The organism is Enterococcus faecium, from assembly GCF_029023785.1.
Lineage (GTDB): Bacteria > Bacillota > Bacilli > Lactobacillales > Enterococcaceae > Enterococcus_B > Enterococcus_B faecium.
Genome location: NZ_CP118955.1, coordinates 2384810 through 2409455 on the forward strand (window position 1 = coordinate 2384810; position 24646 = coordinate 2409455).

Genomic DNA, 24646 nt, shown 5'->3' on the forward strand with positions numbered 1-24646 from the left:
GGTCCTTCCTCATTACATATTTTCTATTGCTTTTTGCAGTTGTTCAAACTCTTCGTTCGTCAATGTCAGGCCTTTCCCCATTTTTTCATGGTCTGGCGCCCAATCTCGAAGATCGAATTTTGGCGGGCGACCATTCCAGCTGACTAGGTTCAGTTCTTTACGCCACCCCTTGTTGTTTTCTGACAATATAGCGATTTCTTCTACGATTTCATATGAAAATTCTTGTGCCATGGTTGTTCCTCCTTGAGATAATATAAATATAGGATCAGTAATGTGTCAACTGGTTGCTTAAGCAATTCATGCTGCAAACGATCCTTGCGTTTTCCTTGTAGCAGATAATCAAAATAAACAGTTTTCGTGCGCTCATTTTGTATTTTTTGCTGGTATTTTCGATACCTTCGCCATTCTTCAGTACTTAATTGACCAATTTGTGCCAATAAATCATCCGGCATACTTTTTATATCTTGTTGGCAGATCATTTGAATCATCATGTCTACTTGATAGATTTCATTGGGCAGTAAAAAATGTTTTTTTGCTAAAAGTTCTAGCATCGCCAATCCGCATGTCTCTGGTACGACCCTGTTCTTATATAAATTACGCAGTTTTTGCCAAAATTTTATGCTTTTGAAAAAAGATAATTCTAACTGAATTTCTTTTGTTAAGTAAGACAAAAATCCTCGCCAGTATGTTCTTGCAGGTTTAACAGAATGAAATGTATACCAGTTCCCATAGTAATAGCCTAATCGTTTTTTCATTTCCAGATAGCCTAATTGTAAATTTAATTGGTTCCTTTGGCTATCAAAAAGCAGAAAGCTGCCTAGTGTCCACAATGTTTGACATTTCCAATGGATAAAAATGTCTGGCATACGAATTTTTTTCGCTGGGCCTGGCCCTTGCACATCTACGACAAATGCCTCTGTTGCTCCTTTGTTAATCGCAATATCAATAGGTATTTTGTTGCGATACCCACCGTCTGCATATTTATTTTTTCCGATCTTTCGATAAGCCATAGCGGGATAAAATGAAGCAGAGGCGAGTATCCAATCTGGTATTTCTTCTGTTTTTGTCTGTTGGATATCAGTCACTACTTCCGCTAGTTCTGGCAGTTTAGTAGACACCGTATATAAACGTATTTTGGGATTATGTTTGAGTAAGGACAAATCCAAATTGTCTTTGACCATCTTTTCCAATGGAGCAGAAGAAACCCCGCCTTCAATTAGTGCTGTTTTCGTCATTTGGCGTCTTTCTCGATAGAAGCGTTCACGAAGGTCTTCAACTGCAGCCATTTCTGGTAACGCAAGCACTTGTCTTGTCGACAGCTTTTTCCATAAATTCACAGCTTTTTTCATATCTCCTTGTAAAATCAATGCGCCGTTCAACGCACCTACCGAGGTACCTGTGATAATCTCAAAGTTGATATCATGTTCCTTCAGCGCCTGCCACACACCAATCTGATAAGCACCGTGCGCTCCTCCTCCACCTAAAACAAGTGCTGTATGATAGACCAGCTTTTTATTTAATTGTGTGGTTCCTTGATAGCCGTTTTTATGAAAAATACGCAACCATTCTTCTGATAGAGGAGATTGAAATAAAAAACAACAGTTTTCTTTAATAAAAAAACGAGCGCAAGCTTCCATATACCGAAAAAATTTTTTCCATTCAAAAGTTTCACCTTCAATCAACAGATTATTAAAAATAACATCTCCTCTACTTTTAGCAATAGTAAAATAGACGGTATATTTTTTCGATACTGCTTTAAAAGCACATTGCTTTTTTGCAGAACGCCAAAAAGCGTCTCTACTTTCTTGATGACTTTGAAAAAATGGAAGGGGTTGTTTTGCTTGCTGGATAGGCGAATACAGCGACATTTTCTGTGAAAAGTAAACTTTTTTTATCTCCATCGCGCTCTCCTTTTTCTTCAAGTATACCAGTACGTCATAAAAAGGTCATGAGTCTCGTATTCGACTTTGTAGATTCCATAAGAAAACAATTCATAAAACCTCCTTTAAATAAAAAAATACAAAAATCACAAAAATTAATTGAAAATGAGAGTGTTTTTAATGAAAACGTGATTTTGTAATGGAATTTTAAAATAAAAGAAACAAGCTTTTTTAATGCAAATGTTGTAAAATAAAAGAGATTAAGAGGAAATAAGAGGAGGAACATGATGACTGAGTCAGTTTATGTACATATTGATACCACAAGTAATGCTGTTTTAACAAAAGGGCTGACTGCTACTGACTTTGCAAACAGTATCGTGCATTTTCCTCAAAACTTGCTCTTGCTTGATCCATCTGCTTCTGCTGGATAATATGAATCCCATACAGGGCTGAAAGTAATCCGTGGTACAGAAAATATTCAGCGTTTCTTTTCCTCTTCTCGTAACAGGCGTGGATTCGATGAATTGAAGTGGATCGACTTTACTGATTTAACGATGCTGAAAGAATTGACACCTTTAGAAATTTCAGAATTATTATATTTTGGTCATATGAAAACACATCTTCATTCGCCGTTTTTTTATAAACTACAGAATAATTTTGTATACTTCGATCTTAATGATCAGCTGAATCGGATTTATTATCGCTATTTAGATGAATTTTATAGGATTTTTGCTAGTAAATTAAGTTCGATCTTGTCAGATAAGATCAATGTAAAAAAATCTTTTTTCAAAAAAGAAACACCTGTTGAAAAAATCAGTGTGGAATTATTGAAAGAAATGCGTAATTTGATGCAGGAAGGGATCATTTTTTCTTTTGATCAAGTTGGTTTGATCGATGGTAAATATCGTATCCCAATCTATGTGATTGAAGATTATATTTGGAAATTAAAAGGCACCCGGTATCGAGAAGAGGAAATCATCGCTACTTTAATCTACTCTGTCACCGATCGACACTGGCAATTGGTAGAAGATGCCGATCTTTCTTATCTGCCATTGAAGTAGATCTATTTCTTATCAAAAAATAAAAAGGAAACAAGAAACTAGGACATGATTCTGTCTCAAGTTTCTTGCTTCTTTTTTATTTACAGCTCCTGTCGTTTATCTGGCACAAAAATCGAAGGAGTCGTTTGTTGGATCCCTAATAAAACGATGATCGTTACAATAGCTGTACTCAACCCGCTGGCACCATTCATTACGAAAGAAAAGAGCCAAGGATTCATCCCCCATAGTGCATACGCTCCCCAGAAAACCACTCCTGCAATAAAATGCCAAAAATATCTGGAAAGTGCGCCAATCAATGCACCAAACACGATGCTTTTTCTAATTTGTTTCGTATTATCGTCTACATAGCCTTTTTGGACATTTGAAGCCATGAGCCCTGCTGCGCCTGCAAAAGTATAGGCAATCGGGTACTCAATCAACACTTGAACGACACTTAAATAATAAACTTGTCCCAACGGAAAATGTAGGATGCCCCAAATGAAACCTGCCAGCATCCCTGCCTTTGTCCCTCTTCTTAACGCAAAAAGAGTCAATGGAATCTGCCCTAATGAAATAGAAAAACTGCTGCCGATCTGGATCGGAATCAACGACAACACCATCGCTAACGCTGCAACAATCGTTCCTTCTACCCAAACTCTATTTTTTCCCATAAAAAAACTTCCTCCTTTGAATAAAAAAGTCACAAAGGAGGAAGCAGCTTTCGAAAATAGTCAAACAGCTGTTTATTCACAATTCCTACGCTCGCATAACCGATACAGGTACGAAGGGTTTAGAAATAGATTCAATCTCAGCCCAATTGGACTCCCCTTTGTGAGTTTATTTATTATTTATTTTTTGTTTCAAACAATGGACTAACTGGTTTGTTTTCATGGATACGTTTGATTGCATCTCCCATTAGTCCGCCAACACTTACTTCATCGATTTTGTCGATTTTACGATCTTCTGGAAGATAGATCGAGTCTGTAACAACTAGACGCTCGATAGCTGAATCTTCTATTCTTTGTAAAGCAGGGCCGGATAATACTGGATGTGTACATGAAGCATACACACTAGTTGCACCAGCTTCTTTCAAAGCATTGGCAGCCAATGTGATCGTACCTGCTGTATCGATCATATCATCGATCAGTACACAAGTTTTGCCTTTGACTTGTCCAATGATATTCATTACTTCTGCAACATTTGCTTTTGGACGGCGTTTGTCTATGATCGCAATCGGAGATTTCAAAAATTCCGCTAATTTACGTGCCCGTGTGACACCACCATGGTCTGGTGAAACAACGACAACATCATCGCCTTTGATTCCTTTTTCTAAGAAATAATTGGCAATAAGTGGCGCACCCATCAAATGATCGACTGGAATATCAAAGAAACCTTGGATTTGGACTGCATGAAGGTCCAAAGTCAGCATTCTTGTTGCACCAGCTTTTTGAATCATGTTTGCTACTAATTTCGCTGTGATTGGTTCCCGTGCACGTGCTTTACGGTCTTGACGCGCATAGCCATAATAAGGCATGACTACGTTGATTGTTTTTGCACTTGCTCGTTTCAGTGCGTCAATCATGATCAGCAACTCCATCAAGTTATCATTGACTGGGCTGCTCGTTGATTGAATAACATAGACATGCGATCCACGAATACTTTCTTCAATGTTTACTTGAATTTCTCCATCACTAAATTGAGTAACAGATGATTTTCCTAACTCGACGCCGACTGCTGCTGCAATTTTCTCTGCTAATGGGCGATTGGAATTTAACGCAAAAATTTTTAATCTTGGGTCAAAGTAATGTTTTGACATGGGGACCTCCACTTTCTTTTTCACAACTCTAGAATTCTACCTAATAAATAGTAGTCATATTTTTTAAATAAATCAAGTGATTTTGCAAAAGTCTTAGTTTAGATAAGGGAGTTTTTTTGCATATCCTTCTTTATTGACTTGTCTTGCTCTCGCAATTGCCAGCGCATATTCTGGAATATTGTCTGTAATTGTTGACCCGGCAGCAATCGAACTGTTTTTAGCTACCTCGACAGGTCCGATGATATTCGTGCTAGAACCAATAAAGCTGTGGTCGCCGACAGTCGTATGATGTTTGTTCTTTCCATCATAGTTGACGAAGACAACACCACATCCGACATTGATTTCTTCTCCCAGCGTAGCATCACCAACATAAGTCAAGTGACCGACTTTAGTTCCTTTGCCGATTTGAGCATTTTTCACTTCCACAAAGTTTCCGATATGGACGTTTTCGCCAATTTCAGCTTTTGGTCGTAAATGTGCATAAGGTCCCACATCTGCATGTTTCTTGACATGGCTGCTTTCAATGACTGAGTTTTCAATGACGACGTGATCCTCAATCCTACTGTCTACGATTTTTGAATGTGACCCGATGACACAATCAGAACCAATGACTGTATTTCCTTGGATTTGTACACCTGCTTCGATCAATGTGTCTGGACCGATTTCTACGCCTGCATCGATGTATGTCGTTGCTGAATCGACAAAGCTTACGCCATTGACCATATGCATCTGGTTAATTCGCTTTCTCATGATCTCATTTGCTTTAGCTAACGCGATCCGATCATTGACTCCCATTGATTCTTCAAAATCATCCGTTTGATAAGCAGCAACTGTATGGCCTTCTTCTTTTAAGATTTCGATGATATCTGTTAGATAGTATTCACCTTGAGCATTGTTTGTTCCAACTTTGCTTAACGCATCGAACAAAGCTTCGTTGTCAAAACAGTAAGTTCCTGTATTGATTTCTTGTACAAGAGCTTCTTCTGGTGTTGCATCTTTTTGTTCCACGATTTTTTCTACGATCCCAATATGGTCACGGATGATTCGTCCATATCCTGTTGGGTTTTCTGCTTGTGCCGTCAAGATCGTTGCACTTGCATTTTTTCCTTGGTGATATTCAAAAAGATTGTTCAGCGTTTCAGTAGTCAATAATGGTGTATCGCCACTGATAACTAACGTTGTTCCTTTTTTTCCTTCCAAGAAAGAAGCAGCTTGCAAAACAGCATGTCCTGTTCCCAATTGTTCTGCTTGTAACGCATATTTACTGCGTTCTCCTAGTTGTGCTTTAACTTGTTCTGCTCCGTGTCCAACGATCGTAATCACTTCATCTGGTTTCGTTTCACTGACCCGATTAATGATATGTTCTACCATAGGTTTACCAGAAACGGGATGTAAAACTTTATATAATTTTGACTTCATGCGGGTACCTTTCCCTGCCGCCAAAATAATTGCATAACGTGCGTCCAACTGCGTCACTCCTAAATATAGTTTGCTGATTTCAGTTTATCCCAGTATACCCATTTTTTCAACAAAACAAGTGATTTTCTTTTATCCCAGCGTTTTCTGGATAAAAAAATAGATAGACCATAACGGGCCTATCTATTTGGTAACCGGTGCTCTCCTGCCAACTCCTCGGTCACAAGTCACACTACTCATAAAACATGAAAAGCTGTTTTTTGAAATCGTTTCTTGTGACTTAGAGTTAAACGGTAGGCTTACAACCTCTTCATTAAACGTTTTTCAATCAGCTGACCTTCGGTATTAGCTCAATAAACGGCAAAATATGAGGAGCAATTTTTCCGTTTATTGAGCTAATACTCAGGACAGGACGCTGATTTCACAACCTCTAGATAAACGGTGTTCAAAAGCCAGTTTCTCGGTATTAAGCCAAATTTATGAAAAAATGTGGAAAGCCATTTTCACAAAATTTTTCTTACTACTCGAAACTAAGCGGCTTTTTCACAACCTCTTATTCTGAAAAATAATTTCCTGGCACAACCGTAATATTTTTCGTTTGAGTATCTACATCTTTGACATAAAGCAGTGACGTATAATCATCGATGGCGCGATGACCGTTGAATTTTGATTCGGCAAATACAGTGATGCCAACAAGTTCTGATTCGAATTCTTCAATCAAGCTCTTCATTCCGTTGACTGTTCCGCCGCCTTTCATGAAATCATCCACTACAAGGACACGTGAACCACGTTTCAAACTTCTCTTAGACAGTTCCATCTTTTCAATTCTTTCAGAAGATCCAGACACATAGTTGACACTTACTGTTGATCCTTCTGTTATTTTTGAGTCCCGGCGTACAATAACGAATGGCGCATTCAGATAATAGGACACAGCTTGGGCAATAGGTACGCCTTTTGTGGCTACAGTCATTACAGCATCGATTTTTTCACCAAGGTATTTAGAAGCAATGATTCTTCCAACTTGACGCAGCAGTTCAGGTTCTCCTAACAAATCAGAGAGATAAACATATCCTCCTGGAAGCAGACGGTCTTGTTCTGATAGACGTTCTGCTAGAGATTCAATATATTTTTTCGCCTCTTCATATGAAATTTCAGGGATGAACAATACACCACCTGCAGCACCCGGGATTGTTTCCAAGGTTCCATACCCTCGTTCTTTAAATGTTTTCTTGATGATTCCCAAATCTTCACTGATAGAAGATTTAGCAGATTCATAACGTTCGGCAAAGCTTGTTAAGGAAATCAATTCATGCGGGTGATTCAATAAATACTGTGTCATGTCAACTAGACGTTCACTGCGACGTACTTTCACCTATTCCAACTCCTTTTAAGAAATTTTATCGTTTTACATTATATAAGTTTTTCTTCAAAAATTCGAGCATTTTATGAAAAAATAAGAAAATAGTTCGGTATTTATTAAAATAAAAAGAAGCCTATAAAAAATTTTTCGTTTTTATAAGGCTTCTTTTCTTTATAATTTAGTTATTTTTTCTTCTGAAGGCAACCAATATTCGTTTGATGATATTTACAATCAGGAACAAAGCAATAAAGACTAATGTGATTGTTGCTCCTGGAGGTGTATCTAGATAAAACGAGCTAGTTAGTCCTGACAGCATCCCTAGAAATCCTACACAAACACTGATAGCAATCACGACATTGAAGCTTTTGCCTAATCGCATACCGATTGCTGCGGGAAGAACCATGATTGCGGATATCAAAAGTGCACCGGCAATCGGGATCATCACAGCAATAGCCACACCAGTAATCACATTGAACATCATCGACATCAAATGAACGGGTAGCCCATCCACGTGGGCGGTATCTTCATCAAAAGTCAGAACATACATCGGCCGTTTGAATAAAAAGAACAATATACCGATGGCAACGAATAAGATTCCTAAAAAGATGACTTGCTCCCATGTAATGGTCACGATCGAACCAAACAGATAGGATTGGATACTTGTTGCTGAATTCCCTCCGCTCAAATTCATCAATACTAACGCTAGCGCCAAACCACCAGCCATTAAAATGGCAATGGAGATTTCTGAATAGGTTCGGTAGATCGTTCGCAGATACTCCAATATCACAGCTGCTAATACAACGACTAGCATGGTCGTAAGTGTAGGATTAAGGTTCAAAAAGAATCCTAACGCTACCCCTGCTAAAGAGACATGAGAAAGCGTATCAGCCATCAGCGATTGTCTTCTGATCACTAAAAACACACCTAGCATCGGGGCGATTCCGGCAATGAAGATAGCGGCAAGAAACGCTCTTCTCATGAATTCATATGAAAGCAACGCCATTGAGAATCCTCCTTTCTCACCAGTCGGATCTGTCTGTCCGCATACTGTTTGATATCTTCATGATCATGGGTGATCATTAGAACTGATTTCCCATGGACATGCGCACTATGTCGGAGAAGACGATAAAATTCATTTCTGGATTCTTCATCCATACCTGTTGTTGGTTCATCAAGAACAAATAAGTCAGGGTCAGTAGCAAAAATACGCGCTAAACTGATTCGCTGCTTTTGTCCGCCAGACAATTCACCTATTCGCCGATTTCGCATATCCCACATCCCTACAGCTTCTAAAGCACGCTGTACATGTTGATGATCTTTTTCAGAGAGACGCTTGAACCAGCGGCCTCTTGGATATCTTCCTGAACGGACTAATTCGATCACCGTACTAGGAAAACCTGCATTGAAAGATGCAACTTGTTGAGGAATATAACCGATACTTAATTTTTTTCCTTCTTGATTTTTCTCAGCAATCTTTATCATTCCTTTTGAAGGTTTCAGTAATCCTAACGATGCTTTCACCAAGGTTGACTTGGCTGCTCCATTTTCTCCAGTTAAAATGACAAATTCACCCGCATCTACATGATAAGAGACATCTTCTAGTACAGGTTCATCATCATAGTAAAAGGTCAAATCAGATATTTCGATATAACGCACCTTACAACCTCCATTCTAAAACTTAATTGATACTTTCTTTTAAAGCTTTCAGATTTTTTTCCATGACAGAAATATAATTTTCGCCTGCTTTGATTTGTTCATTAGTCAAGCTTTCTAAAGGATTCAACACTTCTAGCTTCACTCCTGTTTCATTCGACAATGTCTCAGCTACCTTCGAAGAGGCATTTTCTTCAAAATAAATCACTTTGATGTTGTTTTTCTTCACAAATTCTTTTAGCTCAGCTAAGCGACTTGGTGTGGGTTCCTGATCTGGTGAAACGCCCGAAATCGCTACTTGTTTTAAGTCGTATTGATTCGCTAAATAAGCAAAAGCAGCATGCTGAGTGACAAATGTGCGGTTTGTTGCATCTTTTAGCTCATCGGAGTATTTTTGATCCAGTGCTTCAAGCTTTTTGATATAAGCATCGGCATTCTTCGTAAAAGTTTCCTTTTTATCTGGATATTTTTCGCCTAATTCTTCAGCAATCGTTCTGACTTCTTTTATAGCTAATACCGGATCGAGCCAAACATGTGGATCGTATTCATGTGAATGACCATGCCCTTCTTCTGATTCTTCATGTTCGTCTGCTTCTTGCGATTCTAAACGGTCGATTCCTTTAGCTGCTTCGATCATCAAGGTCTGTTTGCTATCCACTGAATCCTTTAACGAATCCACAAAAAATTCCATGTCTGAACTATTATACACGAAAACATCTGCATCGGAAATTTCTGCTCTTTCTTTTGCACTTGGTTCGAAATCATGCGGCTCCGTTCCAGCAGGGATCAAAAGTTTCACGTTTCCTTCATCCCCTACGATCTCTTTTGTAAAATCATACATCGGATAAAAAGTCGTAACGATCGTCAAATCCTCTTTTTTGTCTGCTTCCTTGTTCGTATTTCCACATGCTGCAAACAGTAAAGCACCTATCATTACCGTAGCTGTCAAAAGATATTTTTTCATTTATATGCTCCTTTCAATGAACAAATCGGAATTTTACGATTTATTAACGTGAACTAATGTATCAAAATAAAAAAACACAGTCAATAGAAATCCATCAATTTCTGATTTAAGCATGTATATTCTTGATTAAATCGTAAAATGGATGAGTTGCTGCTCATATCTAGCCATTTCACTACAATAAAAAACTGAAGAATACCATTTTAGGATTCCTCAGTTTTTCATCACCTATTTTACTTCTTATATTTTATTGCAGGGTTCGTACTAAATAAACTTCCTCACAAAAACCTTTTAACCCATTATATACTCTCTGCGCTCTTGAATAATGTTGACACAAGGCAAAAACGGTTGGTCCGCTTCCACTCATCAATGCAGCATCTGCTCCGTACTTGATCATACGCTCTTTGATTTGATGGATGACTGGATGCCGCTTTCCCGTTATATCTTCTAAACTGTTTCCCATTTTTTTGATCATCTGCTGATAATCTTGCTCTCGGATGGCTTCAGCAAGTCCGTGGATGTCTTGATGTTGGATGGCTTGCGTATCTACTTCTCTAAACACTGTACGTGTAGAGACACTCATTCTTGGTTTGACCAACACAACCCAGCACTGTGGCATAGAAGGTAATACTTGGATTTCTTCCCCTTTGCCACCGACAAATGCCGTACTTCCGTAGACACAGTAAGGAACATCTGTACCGACTTCCAAACCGATTTCTGCCAGTTCTTCTAACGAACAGCCCAGATTCCATAATTGGTTGATCCCTCTTAGAGCAGCTGCACAGTCTGTACTTCCTCCGCCTAATCCAGCTGCTACTGGAATATTCTTCTTAACAAAGATCTTGACACCGGTTTTGATATTGTATTTATTTTTTAGCAATAAAGCAGCTTGATAAACATTGTTCCGTTCATCTACCGGTAAAAATGCTTTATTTGTTTCTACAATGATTTTGTCTTCTGTTATTTCTTCAAAAAATAGATGATCTGCCAAGTCTACGCTCGACATCACCATTTCCAACTCATGATACCCATCTTGCCGTCTATATAATACATCCAGTCCTAAATTTATCTTGGCTGGCGCTTTTTCAATCAATTCCATCCTCTCACCCATTCGAAAAGTCTAAGTCGCAAGTATTCTATCATAGGGAAAAATAAAAGTATAGCTTATGTCTGCCTAGTGGTTGATTTTGTCATCGTTTCAACAGCTTTCACAGAATTTTCTCTTCATAATCCAAACAAGTTCTAGTGATTCTTATAATTCTGTGAGCACTTCTTCTGCCAAACTCGGAACATTTCCTTTTTCTTTTCCTATCAGACTGAGTAGCTGCATGGTAGCAAATCCGAAATTACTTCCTTTCCTATAAGCAAAATAACGTCCTTCCCAATGATCGACATATTTTAATTTCTTTTCATAAGCAGACTGGAAGGAATAGAAAAAATTACCATAATTATATACGATATGCATGACTTTTTCTTGAAAGAAAGAAAAATCTGTTTCTCCAACATTAGCTAATGGAGCTAAGCCTAGATTGGCTTCCGAGTAGCCCATTTTCTCGTATACAATAAACAGATTGGCTAACAGATAGTCAGCTAATTCCTCAGATTCTTTAGGTAAGACCCGCAACAAATCATATCCCGCCTGCTTCTTCGTCATCGGCTGAGCGGTGATGAAGCCAACGACTTTTTGATCTTTACGGACAATACCGACACCGCTAGATAATACATATGATTTATCAAATCGTCCCACAGAGAAGTATTTTTCTCGTGCACCTTGAAGCCATTTTTGTGAAACTTCATTTACAGCTTGATGTAATTCTTCCGGCAGTTGATCGTACCAAGTAAAATGGTATCCTTCTTTCATCAAACGTTGATATTCAAGTTGCTGACTCAGCCGAGACAAGTCTTCTGTTGCTAGATCAACAATCCCTGCTTCACCTACTTTCGTGAAGTGAAAACCCAATTCATGAAGCATCACTACGTAGCTTTCTGATATCTTATAAAACGCAAGCTGATAGCCTAAACAATCTGCTTGTTTCATAAACTGATTCGTTGCTGCCCGCATCATTTTAGGATTGCCAACTGGATCTCCTAAAACAAAGCATTTGTTTCCTTTGATCTGATAACCAAAAACGACTTGATCTTGGTCGTCTTCTTGGTAATAAAAATAACTGTAACCTGACAAGCGAAGCTGATGGCTTGTAGCTGTGCCTCCGTATGTTTCCAATAAACGGTCAAAACGGTCTTTTTCGTACTCACTGCCAAGCTTCGTAGTATCTTCAGCTAAATATTGATAAAGCGCCACTAAAGCTAGCAATGAGATGCCCAAACCAATAAGCCCTGAGAACCACACATCATCTGAAGGAAACAAAATAAAATGATTTCCTGTTATTCGACCGACTAAAAAGCGTCCGCTGTGATAGCCTGCAATTGCGTAAACGATAAACAAAAAGCCGAACAAGCTAGCATCAAAGATTATAGCTCCCCAAGAATAAACGAATTTTGTTCGATAAAATTCTTTTCTGGATAACCACACAGCTAACAGAATCAAGACATATACCAATATCAACTGCCAAGATAACGTACGTGTGATTGTATTTAAAATACCAAAAGATAGTAAAGCAATCGTAGGCAGAAATGCCTTTTTGACTTTTACTGAAAGTGCTCTAGCAAGGCCGAGTAATAAAAAGCCAACCAATAGATTCACTGTCTGATCTAAAAAATTGAATGAGAACGGCAATAATACTTGAAATAGCCGACTGATTGCAGACAGATTAGTGATTGTTGATAGAAGTACCATCATGATCCCCGCAAAATAGACAGCACTTACGAGCACGATATGCGCAACCTTTTGGAAAAACAGTCGCGGAATGTTATCTAAAAATCGATTGATTTTGACTCCTGTATGTGTGATGAACAATAGAAGTCCCGTCATAAAAGGTAGAACATAATAAAACAACCGATAATATAATAGCCAAACTACTGCTACATCTTGCCGAACAGACAATTGACTCATTCCTAAGATCATCAAAACGTCAAAAGTCCCCATTCCACCTGGGACCATCGTCAGCATTCCTATCAATGTAGCAATCATGAACATAGGATAGATCGAAAGCATCGAAATATCTATTCTCATCAACTTGCCGATGATCAAAAATACCGCAAGGGCTCCCGTCCATTGTCCAAAGGATGCCAGTAGCAGACCAAGCAAGCCTTTTGGATAAAACTCGAAGAACAATGTCTTTCTCTTTAGATAAGCAAAAAAGAAAATGACTGGTGCTAAAAAACTACCGCCGAAAAGCCAGATCCAATAGCTTCGAAAAATACTTTCTGACTGAATAAAAAAGACATCAATAAATGTAAGAAACGACCATACAGACAAACCAGTCAGCATAAATAGTGCGACTTTTGATACAGTGGCTAAAACCATTTTTCTATTTGTCTGCTTTCCATAAAAACTAGCCCGCAGACTTGCTCCTACCACACCACCAAAACCGGCGAGATTGTTGATCGTGTTTGTTACCCACGCAGCAAGAAGAAACTCTTTTCTTTCCATTTTTGGTTTTCCTTGTTTTTCTAAGACTCTGATCGTCACCCAATCATACAACAACATCGGAGTGACACCCAGCAGTCCAGCCAGAATCATGAGCAGGATCGTCATGCGGCTTTGTTGTCCCATCCTTTGCCAAATATCTTGCCAACTCATGCCATTAGCAATATTTGCGACTTGATTTGCCACAAAGACTAACACGGAGCCGAAAAAAATCAGTTTTAAAATCAGACTATGTTCCTTTATCCATTGCAGCATCAAGTATCGTTTATTTTTCACATTTTCCCATTCCTAACTTGTATACTTTTGTGTCATACCCCAATGTTATCTTATTTATTTTAATTTTTCCACTTTAGACCTGTTCTTTGCTTGCGATGATAGAAAAAGAAAGATATCCTAATGCTAAAGGAGAGGATAACATGAAAGTAGGATTTATCGGCACAGGGAATATGGCACAAGCTATTATTGATGGTTTATTAAAAAAAGGAACAGTCTCGAAAGAAGAGGTGTTCGTTTCCAGTGGACATTTTGAAAATGCACAAAAATTTGCTGCTGAAACTGGCGTCCATGCATGCAAAAGTAATCAGGAAGTTGCATCACAATCAGATATCGTTCTTTTAGCCGTGAAACCAAAAATCATTGAAAAAGTATTGGAAGAACTAAGAGAATATAGCCAGAAAGTCTTATTCATTTCTATTGCTTCAGGAAAATCATTAACAGATTTAGAAACAGCGCTTGAAGATCCTCAGGCCTCCATCGTACGTGTGATGCCGAATGTCAATGTCAGCGTAGGAGCAGGCGTTTCTGCGATTTGCAAAAATGAAGCTGCCACGGAGGAACAGCTTCAGCAAGCTACGATGATTTTTGAAGCAATCGGCAGCGTCTATCCTTTAGCAGAATCAGATTTCAGTACATTCATTGGCCTTGCTGGCAGCTCACCCGCATTCGTTTACATGCTGATCGATGCGATGGGACGGACTGGTGTACTGAATGGTTTGTCCAAACAGACAGCCACTGAGATTGCTGCAAAAGCAATTATGGGTTCTTGTCAAAAATTCCTTTCAAGTGATAAAAATCCATGGGAACTTGTAGACCAAGTTTCTTCTCCTGGCGGTACAACTGTTGCAGGTGTAGTTGCCTTAGAAGAAGCAGGATTCATCCCAGCAATCATCAAAGGAATCAATACGACGATCGAGAAAGATCTTGAGATGTTGAATAAAAAATAATGATAGCAATGTTTTTTCGTGCCTTACAAAAAAAGAAGAGCTGTGGCTTTTGCCGCGGCTCTTCTTTTGTATTTTTTATTATTTAGCATAATCAGTTGCACGAGTTTCCCGAATAACGATTACTTTGATGTGTCCAGGATAATCCAGTTCTTCTTCGATTCGTTTACGAATATCACGTACTAAACGAACAGCGTCTAAATCCGAGATTTCTTCTGGCTTGACCATTACCCGAACTTCGCGTCCAGCTTGAACTGCGTAACTTGATTCTACACCGGCGAAGCTGTTCGAAATATTTTCCAGACTTCTTAAACGACGGATGTAGTTTTCTAATGATTCACTTCGCGCACCAGGTCTTGCTGCTGAGAGCGCATCTGCTGCAGCTACAAGGACAGAGATAACAGAAGTAGCTTCCACATCTCCATGATGAGAAGCGATCGCGTTGATTACTACTGGGTTTTCTTTGTACTTGGCAGCTAATTCCGCACCGATCTCAACGTGAGATCCTTCAATCTCATGGTCAAGTGCTTTCCCAATATCATGGAGCAACCCGGCACGTTTTGCTAATTGGATATCTTCGCCAAGCTCTGCTGCTAAGATACCAGCTAATTTTGCAACCTCGACCGAATGCTTCAAGACGTTTTGTCCATAACTAGTTCTGAATCGCAGACGTCCGATGATCTTGATTAGATCTGGATGAAGTGTATGAGCACCGACTTCAAACGCTGCCTCTTCCCCGTATTCGCGAATACGTTCATCCATTTCTTTACGAGATTTCTCGACCATTTCTTCGATACGCGCTGGATGGATTCGTCCATCTTGTATCAGTTTTTCCAAGGTCATCCGTGCGATTTCTCTTCGGATTGGATCGAATCCGGAAAGAACAACTGCTTCCGGTGTATCATCGATGATTAAATCGATACCAGTCAGCGTCTCAAGCGTTCGAATATTACGACCTTCTCGTCCAATGATACGACCTTTCATTTCATCATTCGGAAGGGTAACGACTGAAACAGTCGTTTCTGAAACTTGATCTGCTGCGCAGCGTTGAATCGCTAATGATAATAAGTTTTTCGCTTTGCGATCTGCTTCTTCTTTGGCACGCTGTTCAGATTCTTTTACCATTAGAGTTAACTCATGATTCAGCTCTTCTTCAGTCGATTTCATGATGACATCTCGTGCGTCCTCTTTTGATAAACCAGCAATTTTTTCTAGTTCTTTTTGTTGATCTTCAATCATTTTTTCAACGTCTTTTTCTCGCTCTTCAATTAATTGCTGTTTTGAACTAAGTGCTTCTTCTTTACTTTCAAGTGAGTTCTCGCGTTTTTCTAACGAGTCATCTTTACGATTCAGCGTTTGTTCGCGTTGAATCAAACGATTCTCTTGAGATTTTAATTCTAACTTACTTTCTCTCAGCTCACTTTCAACTTCAGAACGGTATTTCTGATTTTCTTCCTTAGCTTCTAACAATGCTTCTTTTTTTAGAGTTTCTGCTTCTTTTTTTGCACTATCGATGATTCCAGCAGCTGATGATTGTGCACCAGCTATTTCTTTCTCGTGACGTGACTTTGCGACCATAAACCCTAAACCAAGACCGACAATTAAACCGATGATAGCGAGGAGAATGTTGAATACCATAAAATCCACCTCCATACTATCTTTTTCATTTTTATCATCTATACAGCTTCTATGATAAATTATTCTAAACTCGTCAATATGCATCTTCGCATATATGTGTACAAAAAACATGCACAACTTTATTCTAATGTTTGTACCCCGTAGTGTCAACTTTAAATAAACAAAGAAACGGCTTTCTACTTATTCATTAAACGATGGTTTTTAAAATAAATGACACTAGTTTCATATAGGTAAACCTTTAAATTGAGAAACTTTTCTATTAAATTATTCTTTGTAGATGAACAGATATTTTTATTTTATGTACCCACTCGTATAATTAAATAACTCACGATTTCTTTATTCAATAAAAAAACGGCAGGTCAAGGAGAGTACCTACTCTTCAGACCAGCCGTTTTTGTTTATCATAATTTTTATTCTTCTACTAAAGGCAATTCTTCTTGTCCTTTTTCATCTTCTGGGACAGCGACTTCTTCACCAATACCATAAGCTGCTCTAACTAGAGCAGAAACTTCTGCCATCATTTCAGGATGATTAGCCATATAGATTTTAGCGTTTTCCCGTCCTTGACCAATCCGATCTTCTTTATAAGAATACCAAGCACCGCTTTTATCAACAATGTCTTTTTCTACTGCCATGTCTAGAAGTTCTCCTTCTTGTGAGATCCCTAAACCATACATGACATCTACTTCAGCGATTTTGAAAGGAGGTGCTACTTTGTTTTTTACGACTTTGATCTTTGTACGGTTACCAACAATATCTGTACCTTGTTTCAATTGTTCTGCACGACGTACTTCCAAACGGATCGTTGCGTAGAATTTCAATGCGCGTCCTCCAGGAGTGATTTCTGGATTCCCAAACATCACGCCTACTTTTTCACGGATTTGGTTGATGAAAATAGCGATTGTTTTTGTTTTGTTGATCGAACCAGAGAGTTTACGCAATGCTTGAGACATCAAACGTGCTTGTAACCCGACATGTGAGTCACCCATTTCGCCGTCGATTTCTGCTCGTGGAACTAAAGCAGCAACTGAATCGACTACTACGATATCTACAGCCCCACTTGATACTAAAGCATCAGCGATCTCTAGACCTTGTTCTCCTGTGTCAGGCTGTGAAAGAAGTAGTTCATCGATATTCACACCTAATTTTTGTGCATATTGCGGATCTAACGCATGCTCAGCATCAATGAAAGCGGCCGTTCCGCCATTTTTTTGTACTTCTGCAATAGCGTGTAGTGCAACTGTTGTTTTACCTGAACTTTCAGGTCCATATACTTCGATGATACGTCCACGGGGGTAACCGCCGACACCTAAAGCGACATCTAACGCAAGAGAGCCACTTGGAATTGTAGAGATTTGTTGGTCGATTTTTTCGCCCAATTTCATAATAGAGCCTTTACCATAGCTCTTTTCAATTTTTTTCAGTGCAGCATCTAAGGCTGCTTTACGATCATCTGCCAATACGATAATCCTCCTTATATTTACAAATCAGAGCAACATTTCATTATCCTTATCATATCTTTTTTAGTGAAAAAAAGCAAGAAAAAACCGAACAAATATTCGCATTTATCATTTTCTTAAAAGCTGTTTTCTCAAAAGATCAAATCCTTGCATAACCGCATTATATCTGATAGCAGCACGATCTCTGGCAAAGTGATATTTTTCCGAAACCACGCCGTCTTTAGATGAAATAGCGATCCATACTGTTCCTGCAGATTGACCTTCTAACGTGTCCGGTCCAGCCACTCCGGTGAAAGCTACACTGTAATCTGTTCTTGCTATCTCACGTGCTTGAATGGCCATCTGCTCCACACATTCTTTGCTGACTGTTCCATATTCTGCTAATAGCTCCGGATCAATCTCCAGAAAACCAGCTTTTGTTTGGAGCGAGTAGGTAACGAATCCGCCTGGAAATACTTCAGATACACCAGCAATGTCGCCTAATGCGGCTTGGAAGGCGCCGGCTGTCAAACTTTCCGCTGCTGTTACAGTCTGCTTGTTTTCTTTCAGTAGTTCCACTACGACTTTTGCTAGCGAATTATCATCGCCGTATCCATAAAAATATTCCCCTACTCGTTCTTGGATTTTTTCTTCTAATGCTAAAAGAGCTTGATTCCCTGCCTGAACATCATTTGTTTTCACTGTCAGTCGTAATGTCACTTCATTTGGTTTGGCATATGGTGCGATCGTTGGATTGATCTGTGTCTCAATCAGATCTTTTAGCTCAGTGACCAGTCGCGATTCACCAATCCCATAAAAGCGCAAAACTTTAGAAATTAGTTTTTCTTCAGAAGGAAAACGTTCCTCTAGTAAAGGACGTACTTGTTCCACAAACATTGGTTTCAACTCATTAGGCGGACCGGGAAGAAGGATATACGCATGTGTATCTGTTTGATAAAAAGTCCCTAAAGCAAGCCCTGTACGATTTGGTAGAGGAACCCCGCCTTCGATAATCTGGGACTGTTGCAGATTGTTTTTGGTCATTTTTCGATGGGTTGTTTCAAAATATGCCAATAATTTTTTGTATCCTTCCGTATTTTGTATGAGAGACTTACCGAGGTGAGCCGCAGTTGCTTCTTTTGTCAGGTCATCTTCTGTCGGTCCTAATCCGCCACATAAGAGTATGAGTTCACTTCTTGTTTCAGCTAGAGCAATCAACTCTTCTAAACGCTGCTGATTATCTCCTACAACTGTTTGATAATAAACTTCGATACCTAGATCAGCTAGCTGTTCTGACAAGAAAGTGGCATTCGTATTCACGACTTGTCCTAGTAAAAGTTCTGTTCCGACAGCTATTATTTCTGCTTTCATTACTTCCCGCTCCCTTATATAGTATACGCTGTATTTTTATATTTTTTTATTTAAAAAGAGGGCAAGGAGCTGTGACAAAAATCTTGTCACAGCTCCTTGTTCCAAATAAACAGTGTTCTCCTGCCAAAACCTCGGTCATAAGTCACAATATACATAAAACATGAAAAGCTGTTTTTTGAAATTATCCCTTGTGACTCAGAGTTAGACGGCAGGCTCACAACCTCTCCACTAAACGATACTTACATTGATCCTTTGAACACACCGCTGTTTTTGATGAAGTAATCCACACCTGAATAGATAGTAAAGATCAGACAAGCATAAAGCATGATTTGATCTACTGGAATACCGATCAGGCTGAATGGGATATTATTGATAAACAGCAAGATAATAGCAACCATTTGTGTAGCCGTCTTGACTTTTCCCGGCCAAGCTGCAGCCATGACTTCTCCATGTTCGACAAGTAGTAAACGCAAGCCTGTGACGGCTAATTCACGACAGACAATGATCGCTACTACCCAACCAGGGGCCTTTCCTTGGTCAACCAACATGATAAAAGCAGTCATAACTAGCATTTTATCTGCCAACGGGTCCGCAAACTTGCCAAAATTAGTGACAAGGCCTCGCGCACGGGCAATTTTTCCATCTAACCAGTCTGTGATACTAGCTAAAGCAAAAATAACTGCACCTACTAGCTGTGTGACAGCCAGTGTGGTGTCTCCTACGTTAAATTGTCCCCAATCTAAAGGTAAACCTACAACCAAAATGAAAATCGGGATCATACAAATTCTAAGTACAGTTAATTTATTTGGTAAATTCACACTATCGACTCCTTTCTTCCCTATTCTACGTGACTATCAGCGAAGTTTCCACCGATATTATTTACTTTTCCAAATGAATTTATTCAAAGGAGTATTTTTATTGAAATTGATCTTTTTGAATTAACGAAGAAGGACCGCGACACAGATTTGTCACGATCCTTCTTTTTTATACCTACAAGTAAACAGATGCGTAAACTAATTTATACGATCATTCTGCGTATTGAAGAGTAAGGTTCACATTTTTTGGACTCTGATTGTTTTCCCCTGGATTAACTGGTACGGATTCTCCATTCGCTTTGATCGTTGCATTGCTTGCTGCACCAATCGTGATGGTCGCATTTGTTGCTGTTTCCGGTAACACGGTACTCTGTGTTTCATTTGCTGCCAGTGTCCCTTGATAAACATAGGCATTGTCTACTAGCACACCTAACCATACACGATTGACAGCAGTAAATTCAAGGGTTACAGGCTTGGTAGCGTCTGTGATATTTACTGCGATGGCACTGCCAGAATCTTCTCCTGTAGCTATTGCCATTTTCTTTTCTTCACTTGATTTTGTTGTTGATTCTACTGTAGAAGACTCTTTGGTCTGCGTGCTTTGCTCTGAGGAAGAGGACTCCTCGACTGATCCTTCTACTTTAAGCGAAGAAGCTGTGTCTCCGATTATTGGATCAGCTTGACGATCTTGCCAAGTCATATAGCCCACGACAACGACAATCGCCAAAGCAACCAATCCTAATAAAATGACAGGAAGACTTGTCCAAAAGCGACTTGGATGCGATTCTTCCTGATGCATTGCTTTTCTAGAAGTACTTACTGTTTCAGGCTGCGGACGTTCAGGGACCGATCCTGTCAATTTGCTTTTCCCATCAAAAACATCGACTAAATGGTCTCCATCTTCTCCTACAGCTTCAGCGTATTGCCGAATAAATGCCCGCACGTAAAATTTACCAGGCAATTGGTCAAAATCATCATTGTCGATTGCTTCCAAATAACGTTTTTGAATTTTTGTAATCTGCTGTAATTCATCTAAAGATATTTTTTTATTCAGGCGTGCTTGCCGTAATTTTTCTCCGATGGTTTCAAAAGCCACTCGTTCATCTTCTCCAGTCTGTTTGATTCTCCGAAGCATCTGCTGTTGCAACGAAAGACGTTATGTTTGGGTGCTGTGACAAAAGTCATGTCACAGCTCCTTTTTTCCGAATAAACATTGTTCTCCTGCCAACTCCTCTGTCACAAGTCACAATATCCAATAAATATAAGAAGCTGTTTTTTGAACTTGTTCCTTGTGACTCGGAGTTAAACGGCAGGCTCACGACCTCTTTCTTAAACGGTGTTCAATCAGCTGTTCCTCGGTATTAGCTCAAAAACCGGCAAAATATAAGGAGATATTTTTCCGTATGTTTCTCTAATACTCAGGTCAAAACGCTGATTTCACAACCTCTTCCTTAAACGGTGTTCAAAAGCTTGCATCTGCGGTAATAAGTCCAACCAAGTTAAAAACATTAAGAAGCTGTTTTTACTTGGCTGTTCTTATTACTTGATGCAGGGCAGCTTTTTCACAACCTCTTGGTACACGGTGTTCCAGAAGTAGCTTCTTCGGCAATAAGCCGAAATATCACAAAAATTTGAGAAGCAATTTTCGTAAATTCCTTCTTATTTCTTGAAGCTGACCACTTCTGTCACAACCTCTTTGATTACTTCGTTTGATTTTATTTTAATATAAGTTGATTAAAAGAGAGCATGATTTGTTTTATTTTCTCACTAATTTTTCCAACACAACTAAGAATACCATAAAAGCTGATTTTGGAGGAGGTTCCTACTACAAGTCTAAAACGAAATTTAAGACTTTTCCTCATAAAATACTGGTTTATTTTGGTCTCATGTAAAACTCGCTGAAGGCCTCTTCACTTATAAATGCTTCCCCAGCTGCCAGTACGTCTTTCATTTGGATCGAATCGATGATTTCAGGAAGATCAAATAAAGTTCGATCGCCAAATAAACTTTGCGTAAATTGATTGGCAATATATTCGATCGAATTTAATGATTGGAAATATTGTCCAAGCATTTTCTTCTTCAGCAAATCGAGATTTGTTTCTGACACTTCCGGATCATCAGCGAATCCAAGAATGATTTCTTTGACTTTTTCTGCTGCTTTCTCTGGTTCGTCCGTATCTCCGCTGAAGTCCGCAAAGTGAAATTCACGATCCAAGCTGAATTCAAAACCAAAGCTGTCATCGATAATTCCTTGATTGTACATCGCTAGATAGTTTCGAGAAGTATTGCCTAAAATCATTTGGAACAACAGATTGATTGCTGTTTTATAGCGTAACAGTTCTGTTCCTTCTTGCGGCAATGTGTCTAATCCTTTAATACCAAGTACAAATTTATCTCGTGTAATGGCTGCTTCCAATGCACTTTGTTTGATGATTTCTTTTGTGTTTTCAGGGAAATAACGTACAATTTCTTGCTTTGGAGGGAAATTTTTTGCTTCTTGGTTTTCCCGAATAAGTTTCATCAATTTCTCAGGCTCCATCTTACCAACTACAAATAAAACCATATTGCTTGGCTGATAAAACGTCCGATAGCACGTATACAAGTCTTGAGCTGTGATTTTGTCGATACTTTCAACCGTGCCCGCAATATCGATATGCAATGGGTGTGTAGGATACAAGTTATTTAGTATGCCAAAAAACATCCGCCAGTTAGGGTCGTCTTCATACATTTGGATTTCCTGACCGATGATTCCTTTTTCCTTGTTTACAGTTTCTTCTGTGAAGTAAGGTGCTTGTACAAAATCGATCAGAGTCGTCAGATTCTTTTCTACCTGATCCGTCGTAGAAAACAGATAGCTGGTTTTCGTAAAACTTGTGAAAGCATTGGCGGAAGCTCCTTGTTTCCCAAATAATTGAAAGACATCACCATCTTCTTTTTCAAACAACTTATGTTCTAAAAAATGGGCAATTCCATCTGGAACTTTCACCTTTTCTTTTTCACCATAGGGAATAAATTCGTTATCGATCGAACCATAATTCGTACTGAACAAACCATATGTCTTGTGATAGTCATTTTTAGGCAACAAATACACGGTCAAACCGTTTGGCAGTACTTCATGATAAAGTGTTTCATTGATTTGCTCATATTCTGTTTTATTCATTTGCATTTCCTCCTGCTAAAAAGAAGATTGCCTGCAATTCGATTTGCTCAGCTACTTGTTGTATCTCTTTGATCGTTACGCTCTCCATACGTTTCAACCATTCTTCATCAGATAATTTTGTTTCCGGCAGCCAGCTGTCCAAAAAAGAAGCTTCGATTGCCGCTTGCGGAGAGTCTAGAGAAAGCAGATATTGGTTTCTCAGCATTGCTTTTGTCTGAGACAGTTCCAACTCTGTTATTTCACCATTTCGCAAACTTTCTAATTGCTCGTGAATCAGATGAAGTACTTGATTTCGGTTCTTTTCATCGATACCGGTTTGGACACTCATGAATCCTCGGAACGTATCCACGCTACTAGAGGCATAATAAGCTAGACTTTCTTTCTCTCTGACATTCATGAAAAGTTTAGAGTGAGGAAAACCGCCAAATAAACCGTTAAAGACCATTAGCGCAAAACGTTCTGGTTCATCGTAATACACATTTGTCTGATAAGCTAGGTTCAGCTTTGCTTGAACGATTGGCTCACGTACTTGTCGTTCCTTCACGATATTCACTTGAGGTTGGGTATAAAACAGATCTGGATAAACTGTTTCCCGCGACTCAAATGGTAATTGCCCAACTGCTTCAGCTGCTTTGTCCGGATCAACATCGCCGACAACAAAAATGTCGATTTGATCATTTGCCATCATTTCTTGATAGTAGGACGCTAGCGAACTAGCAGTGATCTTGTCCAAATCTTCGACTACGCCCAACCCTGGGATCTTTTGTTCCGGGCTGTTTTCAAAATAAAGTTCTTGCAAGGCATAGGAAGCAAAAGTTTGTTTATCTTCCTTCAAACTTTCCAAATATAGACGCAGATTGTTCTTTTCCAAGTCAAACGTCAACTGATCAAACTGATGATTTTTAATATTTGGATAAAATAAAACCTCTTTTAAAAAATCTACCGCTTGAGAAAAAAGGTTTGGATCATTGACATATTCACCATTCACAAAACTGATCCCTGCGTTTAGCCAATGTAAATTTCCTTTTTTTCTAACTGATAATCCAAAGCTTGCGCCATAAAGCTCTGCAAGTTGCGCACTTAACTTTGTCTGATCCGGATAATTCAAACTATTTGTTTCCAACATGCTGCTGAGAAGTGAACGTTTCGTGATGACTTCTTGTTGCAGACGCGCAGTAAAACGGATAAAAATCCGGATCGTTTTGTATTGTTTTGTTGGTAAGACATGAAGATTCACGCCTTCTGCCAATTGATACACCATATTTATATGCTCCTTTTCACAGTTGATTGCCCGCTTACTCTTTTAATGGGTCAACCTGCCTTTTTT

19 protein-coding genes, 1 pseudogene and 1 riboswitch are annotated in these 24646 nt (G+C 39.0%); of the genes and pseudogenes, 2 read left to right on the plus strand and 18 right to left on the minus strand.

The genetic code is table 11. The annotated features are described in order from the left end of the window. Window positions 1–12 precede the first annotated feature (12 nt). A complete protein-coding gene (locus tag PYW34_RS11595) occupies window positions 13–231 on the minus strand; it encodes a YdbC family protein (RefSeq protein ID WP_002287352.1) in 219 nt (72 codons plus the stop codon). Next, on the minus strand, window positions 201–1901 hold the full coding sequence (locus PYW34_RS11600) for a patatin-like phospholipase family protein (protein WP_002287350.1): 1701 nt from the start codon (window positions 1899–1901) through the stop codon (window positions 201–203). The genes PYW34_RS11595 and PYW34_RS11600 overlap by 31 nt, the downstream gene beginning before the upstream one ends. 266 nt (window positions 1902–2167) lie before the next feature. Between PYW34_RS11600 and PYW34_RS11605 the strand changes: the two are divergent. Further along, window positions 2168–2941, plus strand: a pseudogene (locus PYW34_RS11605) (hypothetical protein). 80 nt (window positions 2942–3021) lie between these two features. On the opposite strand, the gene thiT reads toward PYW34_RS11605, so the two are convergent. The 9 genes from thiT to mprF form a co-directional block, all read right to left on the minus strand. Then, the gene (gene thiT / locus PYW34_RS11610; RefSeq protein WP_002296029.1) at window positions 3022–3591 is read right to left on the minus strand and encodes an energy-coupled thiamine transporter ThiT; all 570 of its coding nucleotides are present in this window, start codon (window positions 3589–3591) and stop codon (window positions 3022–3024) included. A 65-nt stretch (window positions 3592–3656) separates the two neighbouring features. After that, window positions 3657–3759: riboswitch (TPP riboswitch) on the minus strand. A 5-nt stretch (window positions 3760–3764) separates the two neighbouring features. Continuing rightward, the gene (locus tag PYW34_RS11615; protein ID WP_002287347.1) at window positions 3765–4736 is read right to left on the minus strand and encodes a ribose-phosphate diphosphokinase; all 972 of its coding nucleotides are present in this window, start codon (window positions 4734–4736) and stop codon (window positions 3765–3767) included. A 93-nt stretch (window positions 4737–4829) separates the two neighbouring features. Beyond that, a complete protein-coding gene (gene glmU / locus PYW34_RS11620; RefSeq protein WP_002287346.1) occupies window positions 4830–6203 on the minus strand; it encodes a bifunctional UDP-N-acetylglucosamine diphosphorylase/glucosamine-1-phosphate N-acetyltransferase GlmU in 1374 nt (457 codons plus the stop codon). A gap of 502 nt (window positions 6204–6705) precedes the next feature. After that, window positions 6706–7524: a pur operon repressor gene (gene purR / locus PYW34_RS11625; protein ID WP_002287345.1), complete on the minus strand. Its 819-nt coding sequence runs from the start codon at window positions 7522–7524 to the stop codon at window positions 6706–6708. 166 nt (window positions 7525–7690) lie between these two features. Next, window positions 7691–8515, minus strand: coding sequence for a metal ABC transporter permease (locus PYW34_RS11630; RefSeq protein WP_002287344.1), 825 nt, complete (start codon window positions 8513–8515; stop codon window positions 7691–7693). After that, window positions 8488–9168 (minus strand): metal ABC transporter ATP-binding protein, encoded by a 681-nt coding sequence (locus PYW34_RS11635; RefSeq protein WP_002287343.1) that lies wholly within the window; start codon window positions 9166–9168, stop codon window positions 8488–8490. The genes PYW34_RS11630 and PYW34_RS11635 overlap by 28 nt, the downstream gene beginning before the upstream one ends. Window positions 9169–9190: 22 nt before the next feature. Beyond that, window positions 9191–10129, minus strand: a complete 939-nt coding sequence (locus PYW34_RS11640) for a metal ABC transporter substrate-binding protein (RefSeq protein WP_002287342.1) — start codon at window positions 10127–10129, stop codon at window positions 9191–9193. 244 nt (window positions 10130–10373) lie between these two features. Then, a complete protein-coding gene (gene ispE / locus PYW34_RS11645) occupies window positions 10374–11225 on the minus strand; it encodes a 4-(cytidine 5'-diphospho)-2-C-methyl-D-erythritol kinase (RefSeq protein WP_002296028.1) in 852 nt (283 codons plus the stop codon). A gap of 153 nt (window positions 11226–11378) precedes the next feature. Beyond that, window positions 11379–13952 carry a bifunctional lysylphosphatidylglycerol flippase/synthetase MprF gene (gene mprF, locus PYW34_RS11650; protein WP_002287340.1) on the minus strand — a complete coding sequence of 858 codons (2574 nt, stop codon included), beginning with the start codon at window positions 13950–13952 and terminating at the stop codon, window positions 11379–11381. A gap of 140 nt (window positions 13953–14092) precedes the next feature. On the opposite strand from mprF, the gene proC reads away from it, so the two are divergent. Next, complete coding sequence (proC, locus tag PYW34_RS11655; protein WP_002296027.1) at window positions 14093–14899, plus strand: pyrroline-5-carboxylate reductase; 807 nt, start codon at window positions 14093–14095, stop codon at window positions 14897–14899. A 78-nt stretch (window positions 14900–14977) separates the two neighbouring features. Here the strand turns inward: proC and rny are convergent, their stop codons facing one another. The 7 genes from rny to yfmF form a co-directional block, all read right to left on the minus strand. Further along, window positions 14978–16534 (minus strand): ribonuclease Y, encoded by a 1557-nt coding sequence (rny, locus tag PYW34_RS11660; RefSeq protein WP_002287336.1) that lies wholly within the window; start codon window positions 16532–16534, stop codon window positions 14978–14980. A 410-nt stretch (window positions 16535–16944) separates the two neighbouring features. Beyond that, window positions 16945–17994: a recombinase RecA gene (gene recA, locus PYW34_RS11665; RefSeq protein ID WP_002287328.1), complete on the minus strand. Its 1050-nt coding sequence runs from the start codon at window positions 17992–17994 to the stop codon at window positions 16945–16947. A 108-nt stretch (window positions 17995–18102) separates the two neighbouring features. Next, window positions 18103–19344, minus strand: coding sequence for a competence/damage-inducible protein A (locus PYW34_RS11670; protein ID WP_002296026.1), 1242 nt, complete (start codon window positions 19342–19344; stop codon window positions 18103–18105). Between the two features lie 239 nt (window positions 19345–19583). After that, window positions 19584–20162: a CDP-diacylglycerol--glycerol-3-phosphate 3-phosphatidyltransferase gene (gene pgsA, locus PYW34_RS11675; RefSeq protein ID WP_002296025.1), complete on the minus strand. Its 579-nt coding sequence runs from the start codon at window positions 20160–20162 to the stop codon at window positions 19584–19586. Window positions 20163–20370: 208 nt separating this feature from the next. Next, window positions 20371–21294 (minus strand): RodZ domain-containing protein, encoded by a 924-nt coding sequence (locus PYW34_RS11680; protein ID WP_002287423.1) that lies wholly within the window; start codon window positions 21292–21294, stop codon window positions 20371–20373. A gap of 738 nt (window positions 21295–22032) precedes the next feature. Then, a complete protein-coding gene (yfmH, locus tag PYW34_RS11685; protein WP_002287425.1) occupies window positions 22033–23319 on the minus strand; it encodes an EF-P 5-aminopentanol modification-associated protein YfmH in 1287 nt (428 codons plus the stop codon). Further along, window positions 23312–24580 carry an EF-P 5-aminopentanol modification-associated protein YfmF gene (yfmF, locus tag PYW34_RS11690; RefSeq protein ID WP_002287428.1) on the minus strand — a complete coding sequence of 423 codons (1269 nt, stop codon included), beginning with the start codon at window positions 24578–24580 and terminating at the stop codon, window positions 23312–23314. Before yfmF ends, yfmH begins: the two co-directional genes overlap by 8 nt. Between the last annotated feature and the right edge of the window lie 66 nt (window positions 24581–24646).